The organism is Oceanobacillus jeddahensis (assembly GCF_000750635.1).
GTDB classification, from domain to species: Bacteria; Bacillota; Bacilli; order Bacillales; family Amphibacillaceae; genus Oceanobacillus; species Oceanobacillus jeddahense.
Window position 1 is genome coordinate 114,086 of the sequence record NZ_CCDM010000005.1, and the last position, 19,978, is coordinate 134,063.

Genomic DNA, 19,978 nt, shown 5'->3' on the forward strand with positions numbered 1-19,978 from the left:
AACTTTTGTCATTTTTAACACACTCCTATTTGTTATTAAAATGAAACACACCCTACTTATATATTTTCAAGTGCATCGTTATCAAAACGAATGCACTCCATACAAGATTTCAAACGAAAATGGGGACATGTAGATCCATTTTATGGTGTAAATCTTTTGGCTTCACTATCTTCAGGATAATCTAATTGATTTGGATTATAGCTTATTAACTCAATTATCATCCCCCATGGTGCGCGACCATAAACAAATTCTCCCGCTCCGTTTTCTACATCACCTAATAGCTCACCTGGTTCTGTTAATAATTCTCCACCTGCTTCCACAAAATGCTTCGCTGTTTCCTGGATATCATCAACATAAAATGCGAGGTGCTGCACACCAAGATCAGAAGCAATAACAGGTTCTCTTTGTTCGGTATCTTTAAAATGAAAAAGCTCTATACCGGAACCATTTTCAAAAGAAAGAATACGTATATGAATAACTTTAGCACCTTTGTTAAGACCTAATGTTTTTTCAACATCTTCTCCCTGCTGCGGTTCATCGCCTAATTTCTTATTATCATAAGAAATTTTTGCATGAAAAGCCTTTTTAAAAAACATAGTAGCTTCTTCCACATCTGGTACTGTTACTCCTACGTGGTCAATACCGCGTGTTAACTTTGCCATGATATAATCGCTCCTTTTATTTCGTGTTCAAAACATGTATATCAACTCATTATATTTGCGTGTGCATACATATTAAATCCATGCTATTTCATAGTCAAGTAATAAATTGAAACTTTATTCAGTGGGTTTTATCATCCCCACTGAATAAGGATCAAAGGCTATGTTCGCGACGGCGTGTCGAAACACCTTTGTCACTTACAGCCAGTTACACTGTGATAAAAGCTTTGAAACATGAATGACTTCGTTGGTTGCATTTGAAATCAGTTATCGTCTTCTTAATCAACAAGTCTTTTTATATTTTGCATGTCTTTCTCGCTCATTTGTTTTTGCAAGCTTTGACTAATCAGAGACTGCATCTCTTGAATATATTGTTCCCCCTTTTCAAGAAGAAAAATATCAACCGATCTTTTATCACTGGTATCTTTTTGACGTTCCACCAACGGCTCTCCCCGATACCGTTCCAGCCTTGTAACTAAACGTGATAAAGCGCTGTGACTAAGGCCTACCTTAGGAACTAATTCTGATAAACGCATCTTTTTTTGTTTTGAATGTGCCAAGTAGTACATAAGGTAAAACTCTTTTATTCCTAATTGGTACTGATCCTGAAGTGTGAAATCCATTGCTTTTAGTATACGGTCGTGATATTTGGTCAAATTAATCCAAGCATAGAACAACTCATTATTATTCATGATGATAACCCTTTCTAAATCTTATAGTTTGACATCATTATAACATAAATTATATTATATGTATGCACACGCAAATAAATTGAAAAGGAGATTTTATGTGAGTCATTTATTCAAACCTTACACCATTAAAAATCTTTCACTGAAAAATCGTATTGTTATGTCACCGATGTGTCAATATTCCGTCATAAAAAAGGATGGCGCTCCAAATAATTGGCATTTTGTTCATTATGTCTCAAGAGCGGTAGGAGGAACTGGTCTTATTATTATGGAAATGACTAGTGTTACCCCTGAGGGACGTATTACCAATGAAGATCTTGGACTATGGTCAGATGAACAAATACCACATTATCAACAGCTTATTAATGAAATTAAAAAGTACGATACGAAGGTTGGAATTCAAATTGCTCATGCAGGAAGAAAAGCAGAAGATGCCGACCAGCCTGTAGGGCCTTCTGATATACCTGTAGAAGTTTTACCAGAGGAAACGAAGAACGGAGAACTTAAACCGCCAAAAGCTTTGACAAACCAAGAGGTCAAGGAAATCGTTCAGCAATTTAAGCACGCTGCTGAAAGAGCGGTAAAAGCTGGTTTTGATACGATCGAATTGCATGGTGCGCATGGGTATCTCCTGCACCAATTCATGTCACCAAGCATCAACAATCGTACAGATGAATATGGAAAAGACCTGGCACTGTTTGGAGAAGAAATCGTCAAAGAGGTTAAATCAGTAATACCGGCAGATATGCCATTGATCATGCGCATTTCTGCTATGGAGTATATAGATGGTGGTTACGAGTTACCGCACGCTATTAAAATGGCAAAACGTTTTAAAAGCGCGGGTGTAGATATATTGCACGTTTCAAGTGGCGGGGAAGGCCCTCCAGGTGAACGCAAACCGCTAAACACACCAGGTTATCAGGTGCCTTTTGCACGTGCGCTTAAAAATCAATTAGATATTCCAGTTATCGCTGTTGGGAAATTAAGCAATCCTGAACTGGCAGAAGCAACCATTACCAATGGAGATGCAGAACTTGTGGCCATTGCAAGAGGGATGCTTAACGATCCATACTGGAGTCTGCATGCAGAGAAACAATTAACACGTAAGGTCAACCCGCCTGCTCAATATGAAAGGGGAATAAGATAAGAAATAAAAGAGCTGTTGTACAATCGGTTGCCTGATTGTACAACAGCCCCATGTGTATAAATATTTTCGTGGAAGGCGTCTTCTCTTCCTCGTACGTATGAAGTTTCGTTTTATTAAAATTCTTCATATACAGCTGGATCTTGATCTTTCAAACGTCCATCTAGTTTTGTGAGGTTGTTAATAATGGCAACCTCTTCATCACTTAATTCAAAGTCAAAGATAGAGATATTCTCTTTTTGACGGGATGGAGTAGCTGATTTAGGAATAGCAATTGCTCCTAACTGATAATGCCAGCGGAGAATAATTTGTGAAATGGTTCTGTTGTGCTGATCAGCAATTTTTTGTAATGTTTCATCGTGGAGCAAATCACTTGCTCTGGATAAAGGACTCCATGATTCTGTTGCAATCTTGTGCTCTGCATGGAATTTTAACTGCTCTTCCTGATTAAACAGCGGGTGTAATTCAATTTGGTTCACAGTTGGTAAGATCCCTGTTTCTTCTTTAAGACGTTCTAAATGTTCCGGTAAGAAGTTGCATACACCGATGGAACGGACATAGCCAAATTTCTTTGCATCAATTAAGGCTTGCCAAGCTTCGACATAGTTATCTTGAATTGGATTTGGCCAGTGAATGAGATATAGATCGTAATAATCTAAGTTTGCCCGAAGCAATGATTCTTGAATCGTAACAATGGCATCATCATAATGATGGTAACGTCCAGGAAGCTTAGATGTAACAATTAACTCCTCTCGTGGCACAGAGGTTCTGCGTATTGCTTCTCCAACAGTAGCTTCATTTTCATAGTTGTATGCGGAATCCAGCAGACGATAACCGTTAGTAATGGCATGGTTAATTGCCTGCGCACCACTTTCTCCTTTTAACTTATACGTACCAAAGCCGACAGAAGGAATTTGAAGACCGTCATGTAATGTGATTTCTGGAATGTGATTTGTCATCTGTATATACTCTCCTTTCACTTATACTCAAATCCTACCTTTCTGCTGTGGAAAATTCAAACAATTTGATTTTTTAGAGCTGTTCGATTGTTTCTGTATTGTATCCACCACGATTTGGATTAAAGAATCGAATTCAATTCAATTATAATCATGAAAAAACCCATCAAAAATAGAAAAAAAGCAATCCATTCCAGTTTGCGAAAACCTTTTATAGCAACTCTCTTCTCCGGGGATTTCGGGTTAAAATAGACGTTACAATACATGCCCAAATTTTTTCTCGGTATCCCACCATCTGTACCAGTCAATGAATCTATCGAAGTCACATAATACATTTCTTCGTTATATTCTAATAAAATTTTATAATTATAACTAACCATTCCATGGGTTCCTTTAGCACTACGCACATAACCTACGATTTTTCCTTCCACTAATTTTCCATTTAAAATAGTCTTTACCTTGATGATAATAACAAATAGAGCAATAGCACATAATAATAAACCGATAAAAATCAATGTTTTACTCATCCTTTTTCATATATTTCAAAAAAGCCTCCATTTATTATTACATTTTTTAACTATTATAGGCAATATAAGGTTTGTAGTCCTTAGCCAATAAACATTGGAGTTGTAGAGTTTCAAATTCCTTTATTATACAAAACGGACAGTGAATTTTATTTATGTATATAAAAGTATATAACTTGAAATTAATATTTTACCCTCAGACATTCGCTGCGGAAAAACACTCCGCTTTCCATGGGGATGGCTTCAGCTAACTTGAAAAGAAGACCGCTTTTCAAGTGGATCTTCAGCTCGCCCTGTTCCCATAGGAATCTCCGTGTTTTTCCTCCGCTGGTTACTGTGCTTAAACCCAAAATAAATCCCTTGACTTTTTGAACAACCTTTTTAAGCACAAAAATAGGTTTATTAATTCAATTTATATAGATAGGAAAATTCTGTTTTAAATAAAAAACTCTTATCAAATTTCGATAAGAGAGAAATAAGCTATATTTGATTCTATCTTTTTTAAAAGCTGATTTACAGAGGATGTTCAAAAATTCCAATAAAAATGACGCGGCGAATTTCTGCGTTGACTAGCAAATTCCAATGGGGACTGCGATTATTCGCCCCACCAAAACCGTTACTCACGTATCATAGGGCATACGTTCCGTTTGGATTTTGCTAGTCGCCTTGAACTTCTTGGTACTATTTATCGGACTTTTTGAACACGCAATTACATGCATTCCTCCAGGTTCGTTGAGATTTGCCAGGTGATGCCGAATTTATCTTGCACCTGTCCATAAGACAGACTCCAGTGTGTCTCCTGAAGCGGCATAAGCACTTTGCCGCCAGTTTTTAATTTGTCAAAGACATCTTTGGATTTTACAGCATCTTCTAAAGTCACACAGACATTCACTTGTGAACCTGTGTCAAAAGGTTGACCTGGAAAAGTATCAGACAACATAAAATACGTATTTCCTACTTGGATTTGAGCATGCAGTATACGGTCCTTTGCTTCAACTGGAAGAGCAAACTCCGGGTTCTCAGGTAATTCACCAAATGTTTGGACTCCTGAAACTTTAGCTTCTAGTGCATTTTTATAAAAATCGATGGCTTCTTTCCCTGTACCATCCATTGTTATATATGCATATACTCCTGTTGGCATTGTATTCTCCTCCTATTTTGATTGAGTTTGTTTAATCATGTATGCAGTTACATTTTTTAATTTCTCATTCTTGAAAGTATACCAATCATTAAAATAATAGGTTACAAGTCCATCTTCATTAGTAAACTGCATTTCGCCTTCAACAACAGCTGTATCCCCATCGATCAAGGTCCGGTACACTTGATAGACTTCTGCTTTATAACCCCGCATAGGTTCCATTTTTTCCATGAAAGCAGCTTTTCCTTTGGTGATACCATGTCCAACCTCATTCATGACAATATCCTTTGCAGCTAAATCAAAAATAAAATCCATATCCCCCTTTGCGAAGGCAGTATTAATTTTTTCTATCTGTTGTTTAGAAATGGACAACTCATTACACTCCTTTCTTATTTATCAATAGTATAGCAACAGCTATCCACCAAGGTTTCTTCTCGATTGCTTTAATCTTAAAAATTAATGCGAAATAGGTGAACGCTGCAAGAAATGTTTCATTAGTAAAGGAAGAGAAATGAGTATGGGCGGATCTGTAATTTCTGGTTTTCTCATGATAAGGTGAATTTCAGGCAATGGACGTTTTCCATCAATACTAATCGGATAGGGATGGCGTGCCCGTAATGTTTCATGAGGAAGAAGAATTTTTTTGGAATCTGTTTCCCATGTAACAGCAGTTGCCATCAAAAAATAGGTGCCAACAGGAATATTCGTTATGTGAAAAGAAGTAGATTGCATTAATAAGGTACCGCGGATAGGCAGACCTTCAGGAATAGGTTTTGGGAATAAACCTGCGAAAATAATACCGTTAAAGGCTTCTTCTGTATGAATGGATCCGGATAATTGTTGAAAAGAAGCAGAATTTGTTCTTGTATTTTGCTGTCTATCCTGTTTTAAAGTTGTCATATACTCTTCAGGATGCTGTAGAGACGCACGAAATGAGGCTGGTGTCATTCCAATGCTGTTGGTAAAGCGTGTTGTAAAGGTCCCCAGACTTTGCTGACCAACTTCAAGGCCGATATCCCGGATTGGAAATGCTGTGTCTAATAATAATTTTTTGGCAAGCTGCAGACGCATGCTGGAAATGAAATACATTGGAGACACGCCAACTTGGTTTTTGAACATACGGGAAAAATGATACGGGCTGTAAGCTGCTTCATCAGCAAGTACGGTGAGCGAAAGATCTTTGTCCAAATTTTGCTGAATAAATAAAATAGAATCCTGCACTGTTTTACCAGGTGTCATCATTTTTAAAGCCTCCCTCAGTAAAAGTATAGCTGAAAATACGAAAATAACTAACTATAAATTTAGAATTTTAGATTATTTTTTAGGGGTTTTTCTCTTTTTTCCCAATAATTAATATTCCGAGGCAATCATACAAACATCAAACTGGGAAATGTTGCATGAAGCACAAAAATTCTATATAATGAATATAATTTACGGAAGAAATGGAGGTGTAGAGATGTTTTTAGGACTTGGGAAATCGTGCGGAGACTGGATGGAATTCTTATATTACTGCCGTGCGAAATTTGCGGTATTTGCAGCTGACGGGATACGTCTGTCCTTTTTTAGCAATTTAATAGCAAATACGAAAACAAAAAAGCATCTCTGCATCGGATAAAGTACGGCTAACGAAAATAAAGTGAAGTCTGAAAGTACACAGAGAGGTTCGCTCTTTGTGTGCTTTTTGCTGTCTTTATCTTCTGCAGTGGAGATAAAGGAGAATAAAAATGATTTGTCAAATGAATCAGGTAAAGAAAATGTATGGCGGAAATATCATATTTGAAGATATATCACTGGAAGTAAAAGAAAAGGAACGCATCGGTATTGTCGGAAGAAACGGAGGAGGCAAAACGACATTATTACGGTTAATGGCAGGAATCACTAGACCGGACGAAGGAAATATTCATTGGAAGAAAGCTGCGACTATCGGTTATTTAGAACAGATACCTCAGTCGGGAGAAGGAATATCTGTATTTGATGTGCTGAAACAATCTAACGAAGAAATAGTAGCTTTGGAAAAACAAATGAAAAAACTGGAGAGGGCGATGCAAAATCCGGAATCAGAAGATAAAATGACTGTCAATATCAAGGTATATGGAGAAGCGCAGGAGCGTTTCACGGTTCTTGGCGGATATGAATTAGAAGCAAATATTGACCGGATCACGACCGGATTGCAAATTAATGACTTGTTACAGATGCCTTTTGAACAAATTAGTGGAGGAGAAAAAACAAAGGTCGGCTTAGCAAAAATTCTTCTCCAGGGTCCAGATTTACTGCTCTTAGATGAACCAACCAATCATTTAGACCTGCAGGCAGTGGAATGGCTCGGTGAATTTCTAAATAACTATGAGGGAACGGTGGTCCTTATCTCACATGATCGCTATTTTCTGGATGAGGTCGCAGGAAGCATTTTAGATTTAGAAGATGGAGAACTTGCTGTGTATCATACGAATTTTTCTGGCTATGTGAAGGAAAAAGAAGAACGTTTGCTTAGGGAATTTCAAGCCTATGAAGAACAGCAGAAAAAAATAAAGAAGATGAAGGAAGCAATTAAACGTTTGAAAGAATGGGCGAATCGGGCTAATCCACCCAATGAAGGGTTGCATAAGCGGGCAAAAAATATGGAACGTGCTCTGGAGCGGATGGAAAAAATAAATAAACCGCAGTTAAACCGGAAAAAGATGCAAATGGAATTGGACAGCTCGGACCGGAGCGGCAAGGATGTTGTTGTGATGACGAATGTACGGAAGCAATTTGGGCAAAAGCTGCTTTTTGACAATGTAGATATGCATATCCGTTATCAGGATCGTGTTGCCATTATTGGAGAAAATGGAACAGGTAAATCAACGCTGATTCAGTTGATGCTTGGTAATTTAACTCCGGATCAAGGAGAAGTCATGATTGGCAGCAATGTAAAGTTCGGTTACCTGTCACAGCATGTGTTTCATGATAATGACCCGAATCAGATGGTACTTGAAGCGTTTCGTGAAGCGATTTCCGTTACAGAAGGAAAGGCAAGACATATTCTGGCAAAGTTTCTGTTTTACGGAGAGCATGTTTTTCGGAAAGTAACACAGCTGAGCGGCGGTGAAAAAATGCGTCTGCGCTTAGCACAGCTGATGCATCAGGACATCAATACGCTGATTCTTGATGAACCGACCAACCATTTGGATATTGATTCCAGGGAAGTTTTAGAGGAGACGCTGGAAGGATTTGAAGGAAGCTTGATTGCTGTCAGTCACGACCGTTATTTTTTAGATAAACAATTTGATTATCTCTATTGGATAGAAAATAAACAAATATCTACGTACTTGGGAAATTATTCTTGGGCCAAGGAAAAACGGAATGAGCAGTTAGTAGAAAAACAGGAAGCAGTCTCTTCCTCTGATAAAAAACCAGATAAAAAAACGAAAAAATCGTATAGAACCATAGAAAATCCGTCAATAATGATAGAGAAGCTGGAAAAGCAAATTGAAACGTTAGAAGCAGAGATTCATGCTATAGAGTTGAGCATGACCGGGATAGCAGTAATAGAAGAACTGCAAAAGTTACAAGAGCAAAAGGAAAATAAAGAAAATGAAAGACAAAATGCCTATGAAAAGTTGCTAGTTTTAGAGAATAAAGGAAAAAAATGATGAGCTGAGTAGAGATTCCTGGCGTTTTTTGCGATATAATAAAAGTAACTTAGAAATACAAGGAGAAGAGAAGGTGCCGCGTTGAAATCCGTTAACGATAAAATAGACTTATTTAAACGTTTTTTCTTAAATAATCGCTTTGTTGTATTTTTAGTCATCTTATTGTTAATTGGCTTAAATATACTTATTTTCACGCATATTTCGTTTGTGTTTACGCCATTTGTGGTGCTTTTAAAAACGGTATTACTGCCAATTATTTTATCAGCGATTTTATATTATTTGTTGAACCCAATCGTTAATTATCTTGAAAAGAAAAATGTGAAGCGAATCTATTCTATCTTTGGGTTGTACCTGATCATTATCGCAATTTTAACAATCTTAATCAGCTCTGTCTTTCCATTTTTAAGAGATCAGATTACCAGTTTCATAACAAGTCTGCCGCCGTTTATTTCAGATATTGAGACGATGGTAAATGATTTTGTTGGCGGGAATTTTGTTAATCAATTTCAATTAGTGGAGTATATTGATTTGCAAGGGTTTGCGACGCAAATATCAGATCGCTCGCTTGATATTGTGAATAGCGCTTTTTCCAATATTGGCAGTGTCATTGGGGCTGTAACAGAAATTGTCTTAGCGATTGTAACCCTGCCGTTTATCTTGTTTTATTTATTAAAGGACGGGGAGAAGCTGCCAGGATATTTTCTTAAATTTCTTCCAGTGTCTATGAGACAGCCGACGTTTGTTATTTTAAAGGAAATGAACCATCAAATCAGCAGCTTTATTCGCGGACAAATTATTGTTGCCTTTTGTATAGGTGTACTTATGTACATTGGTTTTACCATTATCAGATTGGAATATGCGCCAGTATTAGCGTTAATCGCTGCCTTCACGAATGTTGTGCCTTATCTTGGACCGGCGATTGCAATCACACCAGCTTTAATCATTGCGATTGTAACTTCTCCGTTTATGGTTATCAAGCTAATCATTGTTTGGACCATTGTGCAGCTTATTGAAGGTAAATTTATTTCTCCACAAATAATGGGAAGGAATCTACGTGTACATCCAATCACTATTATTTTTATTATTCTGACAGCAGGAAATTTATTTGGAGTAGTCGGTATTTTATTAGCTGTTCCGGGATATGCACTTCTTAAAGTATTTGTGACACATGCCTTTGAGTTCTTTAAAATCCGCAGTCATTTGTATGAAGAGGATTTGAATTCGGAGAAAGATAAGGAAAATAATGTTCAAAAAGAGTAAGTAACAGCTAGATAGATGGAGAGCTCAGGTGTGCAGCCTTTTATGTGAATTAAAATAAGATTAAAAATGGCCCGTACTTCTGTGAAATGAGGAAGTACAGGCCATTTTTAAAAGTTCTAAAAATAAAGAGCCCTGTTTTACACGAGAACCCCCTCGACTCATATAAAATATGTACGATCATTTATCATAACTTTTTCGCTTATACCTTTTAAATTCTCAAAATGTTGTTTTGTGATAATATTAGGTGTGTCTACTGCTTCTTTTTTTAAGGTTTAATAGAATATGAATGGTTATTAAATAATAGGGCATTCTTATGGAAAGAGCTATTTTATTAAAATTTTGGTATGAAGATAAAAGCCATATCAAAAGCGGTTTACTTAGGAAAATAATGAATGCCCGTAATTAACATGATGTTTCCACTGGTCAAATACCAAAAATTAAATTATTGACAGCGTTTTAATTTTATTATAAGGTATTGATTGACAAGTTAAGGATTGTGTCGGAGATAAAGTTCACACAGTAAATCGTTTTTTCATGAGAGAGGAGACGATTATATCTGTGTGGACTTTTTTTATTTCTGAAACAGGATGTTCATAAGGTTGCTAATGTTCTCGGTGGAGATAAAAACGCAGTACAAGGTTTTATTTTTGCAGGTAAACGCAGTAGTTACAAGATGCTGGAGGCTTTAGAAAATTGTTTCTAGACAGCAGCTTTTTGAACATAAACTGAAAACTTCTTCATGCTTGTTGAAAATCAAAAGAAAATTCTATATAGAAGGGGGAGATAGAACATGTCTGAATTTTTAGCTGAGCTAATTGGCACAATGATTCTTGTGATCCTGGGTGTCGGCGTTGTAGCCGGAGTAGAATTGAAAAAGTCTAAAGCAGAGGGCGCTGGATGGGTGCTGGTATCTTTAGCCTGGGGTTTGGCTGTGACGATGGGAGTTTACGCCTCAGGAAATGTATCAGATGCTCACTTAAATCCAGCAGTCACATTAGGATTTGCTTCCATCGGTGAATTTCCATGGGCTAAGGTTCCGGCATATATATCCGGTCAATTAATCGGGGCAGTCATTGGGGCCGTTATTGTTTTCTTTCAATATCTCCCACATTGGCGAGAAACCAAGGATAAAGCAGCAAAGCTCGGGGTATTTGCGACAGGTCCAGCTGTAAGGAGCTATCCAGCTAATTTAGTGAGTGAGATAATCGGAACGTTCGTACTGGTTATGGGCTTGTTATTTATCGGTGCAAACGAATTCACGGAAGGATTAAATCCAGCTATTGTTGGTTTATTGATCGTTGCTATCGGCATGTCCTTGGGAGGACCGACTGGCTATGCGATTAACCCGGCGAGAGACTTGGGCCCAAGAATTGCGCATGCTATTTTACCGATTATCGGCAAAGGTGATTCGGATTGGCGCTATGCACTGATTCCGATTGCCGGTCCAATTATTGGTGGGGTATATGGTGCTATTTTCTACCATGCTTTTTTTGATGGCAGTATGGGCGCAGGATTTTGGATTGTATCTGCTGTAGTACTAATCATACTGGCAGCAGCATTCATCAATGAGCAACATCGAGATAAGCATGCTATCTCATAAACAAGAATAGAATACAGGATTTTAGGGTATGCAATAAATGGAATAAAACACCTGAACTTTTGGAACGGGTGAATTTAAATGAATAAATGGAGGAAACAGGGATGGCAGAGAAATATATTCTATCAATTGATCAGGGAACAACCAGTTCACGTGCAATTTTATTTGATAATAAAGGGGAAATTATCGACACAGCACAAAAAGAATTTGAGCAGTATTTTGAGAAGCCAGGCTGGGTAGAGCATGATGCTAATGAAATTTGGACATCAGTACTTGGTTGTATTGCAGAAGTATTAAATAAAACAGGTATTGAAGCGAGTCAAATAGAAGGGATTGGCATTACCAACCAGCGCGAAACAGCAATTGTATGGGACAAGAATACTGGCAGACCCATTTATAAAGCTATTGTGTGGCAGTCCCGCCAGACAGAGCCTATTTGTAAGGAGTTAAGAGAACAAGGATACGAGGATACATTCCGCAGTAAGACAGGTCTCTTAATTGATCCGTATTTCTCAGGAACGAAAGTAAAATGGATACTGGATAATGTAGAAGGAGCCAGAGAAAAAGCAGAAGCTGGTGACCTATTATTCGGTACGGTGGACTCATGGCTTATATATAAGTTTTCAGGCGGGCAAACCCATGTTACTGATTATTCCAATGCTGCGAGAACATTAATGTTTAATATTTACGATTTAGAATGGGACGAAGAGCTGTTAGACATTCTGGATGTGCCGAAGTCAATGCTTCCAGAGGTCCGTCCGTCTTCTGAAGAATATACAAAAACGGTATCTTATCATTTCTTTGGCGAAGAAGTTCCAATTGCAGGTATTGCAGGGGACCAGCAGGCCGCTCTATTTGGACAGGCTTGTTTTGAACAAGGAATGGCGAAAAACACATATGGAACAGGCGGTTTCCTATTAATGAATACTGGAGAGAAGCCTGTTGAATCAAAAAATGGTTTATTGACTACGATCGCCTGGGGCGTTGATGGAAAAGTAACCTATGCCCTCGAAGGAAGTATTTTTGTAGCCGGTTCTGCAATTCAATGGCTGCGGGACGGTTTAAGAATGATTGAATCCAGTCCAGAAAGTGAAGATTTTGCAACACGTGTAGAATCAACGGATGGCGTGTACGTTGTACCGGCTTTTGTTGGGCTGGGTACGCCGTATTGGGATAGTGAAGCACGCGGATCTGTATTTGGATTAACAAGAGGAACTAAAAAAGAGCACTTTATCCGTGCGACATTAGAGTCATTAGCTTATCAGACCAGAGATGTCATAGAGTCGATGGCAACAGACTCCGATATGGAATTAAAAACACTTCGTGTAGATGGTGGAGCGGTGAAAAATGATTTCTTAATGCAGTTCCAAAGCGATATTATGGATGTAACCGTGGAACGCCCTGTGATTCAGGAGACAACAGCACTTGGATCTGCTTACCTGGCTGGATTAGCTGTCGGCTTCTGGGAAAGTCAGGAGGAAATCGCAAAGCAATGGAAAATCGAGAAAACATTCCAGGATAAAATGGATAATGAAGAAAGTGAAAAATTATATAAAGGATGGCAAAAAGCTGTCGAGGCAACACGTGTGTTTAAGCTGGAAGAATAGGATGCTAAGTGTACATTGCTTTTTCTCTATCCAGCACCCATATGTGAAAAAGATGATCAAATACAAATAAACAGTTGAAAAGTCATTTCAAAAAGAGTAGACTGAAAACCAATAGTTAAACAGGCAATGAGAAGGAAAAGTAGATTGGGAAACGTTAAAAGAGAGCTTCTGCTGGTGGAAATGAGGCAGCACAACCCAATTGAACAATGACCTTTGAGCTGCGCACTGAACTCCTGCGTGGATAGTAGGCTGCGACGAGAGGCACTCGTTACAACTGCAACTGTATAATCTGCCAGTTTAAAGTAAAGGCTGCCAGACGTACAGACGGAGGCAGACTGTGTGAGCAGTATGTGAACATTAGGTGGTAACACGGGAATACTCGTCCTAGGCTTTCTTTAGTATAGAAAGCTTAGGGCGTTTTTTTTATTGCCTGAAATTCCTATTTCATAACTGTATCTATTAAATCATTTAGAAGGAGTGTCGGATAATGGCTGTATTTATTGGAGGAGCATGGCCGATGGCCGTATGCAAATGGTTCCTTGCATTTAGGTCATATTGCAAGCTTATTGCCGGGAGATATTTTAGCAAGGTATTACCGGTTGAAGGGAGAAGAGGTTTTATATGTTTCGGGAAGTGATTGTAATGGCACACCTATTTCCATACGCGCAGCCCAGGAAGGAACAACCACCGAAGTAATTGCGGAAAAATATCAACAGGAATTTGTAGAGATCTTCAAAAAGCTGGGGTTCTCCTATGATTATTACACAAGAACGGACAGCACTTTCCATCATCAGGCAGTACAGCAGATCTTTTTAGATTTACTTGAAAAAGGTTTTTTAGAAGAAAAATCAACAGAGCAGACATATTGTGAAAGAGATAAGCGTTTTTTGCCGGATCGTTTTGTCGAAGGACGATGTCCAGCCTGTGGAGCAAATGCAAGAGGGGACCAGTGTGACCACTGTTCGGCGGTTCTTGATCCGCTTGAGCTGAAGGGCAAAAAATGTAATCTTTGTGGAGAGAAGCCGGCAATCCGGGAGATAACACATTATTATTTTGCTTTTGATACCTTTTCAAAAGAATTAGAAGCTTATGTAGATGATGCTGCGGATGATAAACGCTGGCGTGATAATGCCATTCAGTTTTCTAAACGATATCTTCGGGAAGGATTACGGGAAAGAGCGATTACGAGAGACCTTCTTAATGGAATTGATGTCCCTGTGGAAGGATTTGAAGGAAAGAAAGTCTATGTCTGGCTGGAAGCTGTAGCGGGATATTTAACTGCGAGTCAGGCATGGGGAGAGAAGCATCAGCAAAGCATTGATGCATGGTGGAAACAAGACTCTTTCACCAAAGCGTATTATGTACATGGGAAAGATAATATTCCTTTCCATAGCATAATTTGGCCGGCGCTTTTATCAAAAAAAGGAGAGACAACTTCCTCTTCAAGCGCGAAGAGGTAAGGGGGAGATGAATCTCCTATGCATAAAAGATTGCTTTTGGGTGTTTCGATTGTCCAATATTAAACCGAACAAATGTTCCAAAATCATCCTTCTTCTGATATAATAGACAGAAGGAGGTAAGAAGCCATGAAAGTAAAAAAAGCCTTTCGTTTTCGTATCTATCCGAACAAAAAACAAATCACCTTCATCCATAAGACAATGGGCTGTGCCCGCTTTGTCTACAACTATTTTACAGGAAAACAAAAAGAAAAAGACCACTATTGGCATACGGTGAATGAAATGGTACAAAACGGACAGCTCCTTCAACATAATTGGAAGGGCGAATTTTTCAATAAAAATAAGGCAATCAAAGCAGTTCGGGAATTAAAGAAGACCTATCCTTTCCTAAAAGAAGTCGATAGTATTGCCCTTCAAAAAGCGGTGGAAAATTTGAATGATTCCTATACGCGCTATTATAAGAAGCAGAATAAGGCACCTCGTTTTAAATCAAAAAAGAATCCTGTTCAATTGTATACCACGAAACATGTCAATGGAAATATTGCTGTATTGGATCAACATATCAAACTGCCTAAGCTCGGATTGGTTCGTTTTGCCAAAAGTCGGGAAGTGGAAGGACGTATTATCAATGCAACAATCCGGCGCAATCCTTCAGGCAAGTACTTTGTTTCGATTGTAGCGGAAACGGAAGTTGAATACGATGAAAAGACAGGTTCCTTTGTAGGCATCGATGTCGGGTTAACCGATTTTGCAACCCTTTCTGATGGAACGGTGTATGAAAATCCAAGATTTTTCCGGAAATTAGAAGAAAAATTAGCAAAAGCGCAAGTGATTCTGTCCAGAAGACAGGCAGGCTCAGCAAATTGGCAGAAACAAAAACGAAAAGTAGCCCGGCTTCACGAAAAAATTGCTAATAAAAGAAAAGACATGTTGGATAAAATCTCCACCGAGATAATCAAAAACCACGATATCATCGGAATAGAAGATTTGTCTGTAAAAAACATGTTAAAAAATCGAAATCTTGCAAAATCAATTAACGATGTATCTTGGTCAACGTTCCGAACAATGCTGGAATATAAAGCGGCCTGGTATGGAAAGCAGGTTGTTACGGTCGCTAAAAATTATCCATCCAGTCAGCTGTGTTCCAATTGTGGACACCAAAACCAAGACGTTAAAAATCTTGCTTTGCGTGCATGGACATGTGATATCTGTCAATGCCATCACCAAAGAGATAGGAACGCAAGTATCAATCTTCGTAAGGAAGCATTGCGATTAACCGCAGGAACTGCGGGGATAGCCTAATCCATAACTGACCGGTAGGTTGGTGTTCATAGGAATCTCCCACTTCAAGCACCTTGAAGGTTGATAAGTGGGGGTAGTTCAAACGGGAAGCCAATAAATATTTTGACTTTCAGGCGCTTTGGAAGCAGGTGAAAGAAAATCCGGCAGAAGCTGACAAGACATTAGCAACCTGTGTATATATAATTGTAAATACTGCGCAGCTGCTTCATCCATTTTTGCCTTATTCTACGAAGCGGGTTCAGGAGATGCTGAGGATTAAGGAATTGAAATGGGAAGAAATCATTGAACTTCCTGAACAGGTTGAGAAAGTTTCTCCGCTATTTGAAAGAATTGATAAAGGGAGGATTGAAGAGGAGGAGCAGAAGCTGGTACGACAATCTGGTTTGAATTAAATGAATCATCCATTGTTAAAAGATCTTGAAAATTATTCAAGGTCTTTTTTTGAAGAAATAAAAAGTATAAAAATAATGTTTTAATGTTGTGTATATCGTGAATATAGTGTATATACAATATTTTATATTGGTCAAAAAGGAGTGTAATAATGTCTAATTTATTGGAAGTAAGAAATGTCAGTAAATCCTTTGGAAAAGAAGAATTTGTTTTGAATAATATCAGTTTGGATGTACCTGAGGGATCAATTGTAGGATTTATTGGTGATAATGGTTCTGGGAAATCAACTACATTTAAGTCTATTCTTGAGCTGATTAGAAAGGATAGTGGCCAAGTCCGAATTTTGGGAAAAGAGAGTTTAAAAAAACATGTTGAACTGAAAGAACAAATAGGAGTCGTGTTTGATGCAATGAATTTACCGGCTAACCTCACTATTAAACAATTAAATAAAGTATTTATAAATATGTTTGATAATTGGAATCAGGAAAGTTTTGAACGATTATTACAATCATTTAATCTGCCCTTAAATAAAAAAGTTGAGGAGTTTTCTCGTGGAATGTCAATGAAATTATCGGTGGCAGTAGCTTTATCTCACAATGCATTATTATTATTGCTGGATGAAGCTACTGGAGGGCTTGATCCATCATCCCGGGAAGCGCTTCTTGATGAGTTGAAGGGATTTGTTGATCAAAATAAAGGGGGAATTTTATTATCGTCGCATATTACGAGTGATGTAGAGAAAATAGCAGACCAGCTTGTTTTTATCAAAGATGGAGAAATTATATTAAATGTTGAGAAAGAAACGATGCTGAGGGAATATGGTGTCGTCGAGGTGGATAAGGAGCAGCTGGCTTCTCTGGAATCAGATATGATTGTCGCTAAAAGAATAATGGGGGAGTTTATCAATGTACTTATTTCTAATAAAGATAAACTTCCGTACGGTATAAAAGAAAGGGAATTTTCATTTGAAGAAATAAGCGTTTTACTTACAAGGAGTGATAAAGAATGAGCGCATTACTGCTGACAAACTATTACTTAGTTTATAAAAGTCTATGGATGTATATTTTGATAGCTTTAGGGGCTGCAGGTATTATTTTAGGATTCGGCGGAGATGCCATGCATCAATTTATTCCTTTGCTGACTATGCTCCTTATTGCTATGCCGGCATTGGAGGTAATCAAACAGGAGGGGAAATCAGGGTATGATAAATTTGTGATTACCTTTCCAATCAGACGCAGTCAAGTTGTACGAAGTCACTATCTATTTTATTTCCTCGTTATTTTATTGGGAGCTTTATTAATTACCGGGATTTTTACTGGGTATAGCCTGTTGACTGAAGCAAGCTTTGGAGAAACAGGGGTACAAATTGGACTAGCTGTTTGTCTCATTTTTGTGATGGGTTCCTTTGTTTACCCATTACTTTATCTTTTAGGACCTGAAAAGTCAGACGGTATATTAATTATAGCAGCAGGAATAGCACTTGTTTCAAGTTTTGGTATAGAAAAATTATTAGTAAGTCTTATTTCTAAACAAACAACGATAGTGAATTTTGAATATATAGACACGAATGTTCTATTCATTTCAGGTGCGTTGTTTATCGGGATAATTCTATTTATCTTATCCTTTTTCTTCTCTGTTGCTATTTATAGTCGTAAAGAATTTTAAAATCACACTTAGAACAAAGAAAGGAAGTAAATCAAATGAGTAGAAAACAAGGTTCTATAATAAAAGATGTTATAACAGATATTTTGCTAATAGGGGCGGTGAATATTGTATTTATAATCATTGACTTCTCTGGATGGGATTGGAATATAAGAGGTGGAGAGAACTATGAACTGTTTGGAATTCCTCTTCAGGATTTCTTTACAAATGTTTTTGCGCCTTACGATATCTGGGTATTTAATTTTGTATTGGTGTCTATGATTGTGGTCTACGTAATAGCAATTATTTATCGAGCGATTCGGAGGAACATTTAGAGCATAAAGGTATGAAATATAAAATTGAAGGCTGGGTTAATATCCTGGTCTTTTTGAACATCCTCTTTAAGTGAGTGAATTTTTGAAGTTGAGATATACACTATTTATGTTCGAATTTTACTGATTTATAATACTTCTATCTCAGCCTCGATTGGAAGCTGGTAGAGCAATCTGCTTTCGATGAAATGACTTAACTGTTATTAAAAGATCTTGAAAATCGTTCAAGGTCTTTTTTTTGGTTGAAAAAAATATAAAAAGATGGTTTAATATGTATATATTGTTTATATAGTATATATACACTATTGGGAGGTTTGTTATGAGGTATGCTTCAAAGTATCGCGCATGGAAAGCTTGGCTGAGCACTGCATGCGTGTTAATAGTAGTGCAAGTCCTGCTTGTTATTTTTGACAGGATAGGCTGGAGTCCGAATCTGCGTGATGATAATTCCCTGTTGATGCGAATCAGGGATAGTGTCATGGAGTCAACATGGTTCAATGACTTTTTCCACTTTCACACATCTGATATTTTTAATTTTATTACTCTTCTTAGCGTGGTTATCATTGTGTTGCAAACGATTTTTTTGCTATTTTCAAATGTTTTCAAAAGAGACTGATCCATCAGTTATTCTAAACCTGACTATCTACCAAAATGGAGGAGGAAGCGGATGAAAGCGTGGTTAATTCAGATTGGATTTTTTATAATTCTCAATTTAATATTGATAATTATTGATGCTACACCTGTTGTTACAGAATTTGAACTCGGTAAATTTGGAAATGAAATGCTACGGAAAGAGATTTTTACGAAATGGTTTAATTTTTACGAAACATCATTTTTTAATGTAGTTTTACTGTTTGCAACCATTCATATAATATTATTTCCTTTTTACCAAGTTATCTTTAAAGTTCGAAAGGATAAATAAGTATCTGTTTGGGCTTTTTTATAAGGAAATTTGCTGGTAAGGTGCATAAGATGTATATGAATTTTATTCAAACCAATCATTAAGAATGGTTAAAACCAGATGGTAAATGAATGATGAATGTCTAAAATAATGAAAAGAATATCAAATATAAAATTTGGAAGATTTTTCATCGCTTTCATTCTGTTTTATTTCCTCTTTATAACTTTAATAATTCTAATTATAGTATGCAGACGATAATTCCTTTTTTCCTTCTCAACTCGATCCGATATTTTTATTTTAGCTTGACGAAATTATCAAATCCTTTTTATACTGTGTATAATGTAGATATACAATCAGAAAAATGAGGTATGGACATGCAAATAATCATATCAAACAGCTCGAAAGAACCGATCTATGAACAGATTTTAAAACAAATTCAAACAGCGATTCTTTCAGGTGAGCTGGCGGAAGGATATGCATTACCTTCCATCAGGCAGCTGGCAAAGGACCTGAAAATAAGTGTTATCACAACAAAGCGGGCCTATGAGGAATTAGAGAAATCAGGGTTTATCTATTCCATTGTTGGGAAGGGCTCATTTGTAGCGGAGCAAAACTTAGATGTAATCCGGGAGAAGAAATTAAGAGTGATTGAAGAACAGCTGAGTGCAGTTATTTCAAATAGTAAGGAAATCGGACTGCCTTATGAAGAACTGCAGGAATTATTAAAGTTGTTGTACGAGGAGTGATGG

The 19,978-nt window shown here is 37.5% G+C and carries 20 protein-coding genes, 2 pseudogenes and 1 other annotated feature; of the genes and pseudogenes, 15 read left to right on the top strand and 7 right to left on the bottom strand.

Features of this window, described 5'->3' with window-relative positions:
* Positions 1 to 140: 140 nt before the first annotated feature.
* Positions 141 to 662: a VOC family protein gene (locus tag BN986_RS19170; protein ID WP_040983163.1), complete on the bottom strand. Its 522-nt coding sequence runs from the start codon at positions 660 to 662 to the stop codon at positions 141 to 143.
* A gap of 275 nt (positions 663 to 937) precedes the next feature.
* Positions 938 to 1,351 carry a MarR family winged helix-turn-helix transcriptional regulator gene (locus BN986_RS19175; protein WP_052400945.1) on the bottom strand — a complete coding sequence of 138 codons (414 nt, stop codon included), beginning with the start codon at positions 1,349 to 1,351 and terminating at the stop codon, positions 938 to 940.
* A 97-nt stretch (positions 1,352 to 1,448) separates the two neighbouring features.
* Between BN986_RS19175 and BN986_RS19180 the strand changes: the two genes are divergently transcribed.
* Positions 1,449 to 2,495 carry an NADH:flavin oxidoreductase/NADH oxidase gene (locus tag BN986_RS19180; RefSeq protein ID WP_040983165.1) on the top strand — a complete coding sequence of 349 codons (1,047 nt, stop codon included), beginning with the start codon at positions 1,449 to 1,451 and terminating at the stop codon, positions 2,493 to 2,495.
* A 113-nt stretch (positions 2,496 to 2,608) separates the two neighbouring features.
* On the opposite strand, the gene BN986_RS19185 is transcribed toward BN986_RS19180, so the two are convergent.
* The 5 genes from BN986_RS19185 to BN986_RS19205 all read right to left on the bottom strand — a co-directional run bounded on the left by BN986_RS19185 (position 2,609) and on the right by BN986_RS19205 (position 6,352).
* Positions 2,609 to 3,451 carry an aldo/keto reductase gene (locus tag BN986_RS19185; RefSeq protein ID WP_040983167.1) on the bottom strand — a complete coding sequence of 281 codons (843 nt, stop codon included), beginning with the start codon at positions 3,449 to 3,451 and terminating at the stop codon, positions 2,609 to 2,611.
* A gap of 119 nt (positions 3,452 to 3,570) precedes the next feature.
* Positions 3,571 to 3,975 (bottom strand): DUF3592 domain-containing protein, encoded by a 405-nt coding sequence (locus tag BN986_RS19190; RefSeq protein WP_040983168.1) that lies wholly within the window; start codon positions 3,973 to 3,975, stop codon positions 3,571 to 3,573.
* Between the two features lie 706 nt (positions 3,976 to 4,681).
* Complete coding sequence (locus BN986_RS19195) at positions 4,682 to 5,113, bottom strand: VOC family protein (RefSeq protein ID WP_040983170.1); 432 nt, start codon at positions 5,111 to 5,113, stop codon at positions 4,682 to 4,684.
* 12 nt (positions 5,114 to 5,125) lie between these two features.
* Positions 5,126 to 5,482 carry a nuclear transport factor 2 family protein gene (locus tag BN986_RS19200; protein WP_040983172.1) on the bottom strand — a complete coding sequence of 119 codons (357 nt, stop codon included), beginning with the start codon at positions 5,480 to 5,482 and terminating at the stop codon, positions 5,126 to 5,128.
* Positions 5,483 to 5,566: 84 nt separating this feature from the next.
* Entirely contained in the window at positions 5,567 to 6,352 is a 786-nt protein-coding gene (locus BN986_RS19205) for a helix-turn-helix transcriptional regulator (RefSeq protein WP_052400947.1), read from the bottom strand.
* A 178-nt stretch (positions 6,353 to 6,530) separates the two neighbouring features.
* On the opposite strand from BN986_RS19205, the gene BN986_RS27160 reads away from it, so the two are divergent.
* The 14 genes and pseudogenes from BN986_RS27160 (at position 6,531) to BN986_RS19270 (ending at position 19,975) form a co-directional block, all read left to right on the top strand.
* The gene (locus tag BN986_RS27160) at positions 6,531 to 6,725 is read left to right on the top strand and encodes an RAxF-45 family protein (protein WP_148417174.1); all 195 of its coding nucleotides are present in this window, start codon (positions 6,531 to 6,533) and stop codon (positions 6,723 to 6,725) included.
* A gap of 109 nt (positions 6,726 to 6,834) precedes the next feature.
* Entirely contained in the window at positions 6,835 to 8,742 is a 1,908-nt protein-coding gene (gene abc-f / locus BN986_RS19210; protein ID WP_040983174.1) for a ribosomal protection-like ABC-F family protein, read from the top strand.
* Between the two features lie 81 nt (positions 8,743 to 8,823).
* On the top strand, positions 8,824 to 10,002 hold the full coding sequence (locus tag BN986_RS19215) for an AI-2E family transporter (protein ID WP_040983176.1): 1,179 nt from the start codon (positions 8,824 to 8,826) through the stop codon (positions 10,000 to 10,002).
* 790 nt (positions 10,003 to 10,792) lie between these two features.
* Positions 10,793 to 11,602: an MIP/aquaporin family protein gene (locus BN986_RS19220; RefSeq protein WP_040983178.1), complete on the top strand. Its 810-nt coding sequence runs from the start codon at positions 10,793 to 10,795 to the stop codon at positions 11,600 to 11,602.
* Positions 11,603 to 11,703: 101 nt separating this feature from the next.
* A complete protein-coding gene (gene glpK, locus BN986_RS19225; protein ID WP_040983180.1) occupies positions 11,704 to 13,206 on the top strand; it encodes a glycerol kinase GlpK in 1,503 nt (500 codons plus the stop codon).
* A 117-nt stretch (positions 13,207 to 13,323) separates the two neighbouring features.
* Positions 13,324 to 13,596: a binding site (T-box leader), on the top strand.
* 110 nt (positions 13,597 to 13,706) lie between these two features.
* Positions 13,707 to 14,636 (top strand): annotated as a pseudogene (locus BN986_RS19230) (methionine--tRNA ligase); the annotation flags it as partial.
* Between the two features lie 156 nt (positions 14,637 to 14,792).
* Positions 14,793 to 15,965 (top strand): IS200/IS605 family element RNA-guided endonuclease TnpB, encoded by a 1,173-nt coding sequence (gene tnpB / locus BN986_RS19235; RefSeq protein WP_040983182.1) that lies wholly within the window; start codon positions 14,793 to 14,795, stop codon positions 15,963 to 15,965.
* A gap of 101 nt (positions 15,966 to 16,066) precedes the next feature.
* Positions 16,067 to 16,357, top strand: a pseudogene (locus BN986_RS19240) (methionine--tRNA ligase); the annotation flags it as partial.
* 149 nt (positions 16,358 to 16,506) lie between these two features.
* Positions 16,507 to 17,364, top strand: coding sequence for an ABC transporter ATP-binding protein (locus tag BN986_RS19245; RefSeq protein WP_040983186.1), 858 nt, complete (start codon positions 16,507 to 16,509; stop codon positions 17,362 to 17,364).
* Entirely contained in the window at positions 17,361 to 18,020 is a 660-nt protein-coding gene (locus tag BN986_RS19250) for an ABC-2 transporter permease (RefSeq protein ID WP_040983188.1), read from the top strand. The genes BN986_RS19245 and BN986_RS19250 overlap by 4 nt, the downstream gene beginning before the upstream one ends.
* 35 nt (positions 18,021 to 18,055) lie before the next feature.
* The gene (locus BN986_RS19255) at positions 18,056 to 18,331 is read left to right on the top strand and encodes a YfzA family protein (protein ID WP_040983190.1); all 276 of its coding nucleotides are present in this window, start codon (positions 18,056 to 18,058) and stop codon (positions 18,329 to 18,331) included.
* Positions 18,332 to 18,647: 316 nt separating this feature from the next.
* Positions 18,648 to 18,944 (top strand): YfzA family protein, encoded by a 297-nt coding sequence (locus tag BN986_RS28125; RefSeq protein ID WP_040983192.1) that lies wholly within the window; start codon positions 18,648 to 18,650, stop codon positions 18,942 to 18,944.
* Positions 18,945 to 18,995: 51 nt separating this feature from the next.
* Positions 18,996 to 19,250, top strand: coding sequence for a YfzA family protein (locus tag BN986_RS19265; RefSeq protein ID WP_040983194.1), 255 nt, complete (start codon positions 18,996 to 18,998; stop codon positions 19,248 to 19,250).
* A 353-nt stretch (positions 19,251 to 19,603) separates the two neighbouring features.
* Entirely contained in the window at positions 19,604 to 19,975 is a 372-nt protein-coding gene (locus tag BN986_RS19270; protein WP_040983196.1) for a GntR family transcriptional regulator, read from the top strand.
* Positions 19,976 to 19,978 lie beyond the last annotated feature (3 nt).